Annotated in this window: 1 protein-coding gene; it reads left to right on the top strand. The window is 41.1% G+C overall.

The features are described from left to right. The first annotated feature begins 778 nt into the window (after positions 1 to 778). The gene (locus ACYVG7_RS10300; protein ID WP_460883030.1) at positions 779 to 1,153 is read left to right on the top strand and encodes a hypothetical protein; all 375 of its coding nucleotides are present in this window, start codon (positions 779 to 781) and stop codon (positions 1,151 to 1,153) included. The last annotated feature ends 61 nt before the right edge of the window (positions 1,154 to 1,214 follow it).

Raw genomic sequence — 1,214 nt, forward strand, 5'->3', positions numbered from 1 at the left:
AAGCCCTGCAAAGTAAACTGGATGGCTTTCTTGCCGCCAAGGATTTGATGGCACAGGGGATCAAGATCTGATCAATAGACAGGGTCTAGAGCATGTAACGCAAGAAGATGCCAGATTCATTCAATCCAGCTATGTAAAAGGGGGAATCCATCATGGAGAGAAACGCAACAGTTCTGGCAACCTAGCCGAATTTAATGTTCAACAGGCCAACACTCATGAACAACCCAATAGCCCCATAGAACTACCTGACGAATATGATATATATCAAGATGATCTATTCAAACTAACCAAACAATATGGAATTGATCACGATGGCCTGGTATTATCTGACGGGAACGGTCAGCTATATCGATATGAATATAATAGCGGCCATAGAGAACAGTCAGGATGGAGGGCGATTTCTAAAAGCGATGTCGATGAAGAGCGACTGAAGAATGAATACAGATCCTTTAATAACTTCAAGCTCAATATAAAGCCCAATGGGGATGCAACCATTATTTACATTCCAACTCAAACCGAAAAAGACTACGGCACCAAGGTCATTACCAGCAGCAATGGTACAGTATATGGAAAGGAATTAGACAAATCGATTTATGAAGACCGTGATGGCAATTTATATCAGTACCATATAGGTAAGGATTTTCAAAACTCTGGCTGGCAAAAAGTCGAGCGTACTGAAGAAAATCTGGCACTGCTGGATGAAGGCCAAAAAAATGATGGTGGGCTCCATATATATTTAACAAAAAGCAATACACTAGGACAGCTCGGATTCGCAAACATGTATAACGGATTTGAGGTGGATTCACGAGCAAGTGCTTTTTACAATATGGCAGACCCTTCACTCAGTCAAAAAGACAGAGAAGAAATCAATAATATAAAAGCAATCAGATCTAAGGCTATTAATGCACCAGCGACAAGCTCTACGGATGATAAATTAACACACCAGCGCGGACCAAAGAAAAAAGCCATTGTTGCCGACACGACTGGAACCTTGTACGAGTACAAGGCAAAAAATTCTCATGATGCGATTGCTGGCTGGCATAAAGTTCCCCAATCAAATTGGGATAGGGAGCGAACGCTGAAAACCGATTTATTTAAAGATTTGATTTTGCAGATAACAAATAACAGAGATGCCACATGTACAGAACCTTAAGCGGCAAGCGAATTAATAACACCGTCTAACGTGTTGTTTTGCTTGGATTTTCTCTGCCTAC

This window comes from Pseudaeromonas pectinilytica (assembly GCF_054780855.1).

Bases quoted from the DNA above. Each gene is read 5' to 3' on its own strand.
- ACYVG7_RS10300 (WP_460883030.1), top strand. From the start codon at position 779: ATGTATAACGGATTTGAGGTGGATTCACGAGCAAGTGCTTTTTACAAT.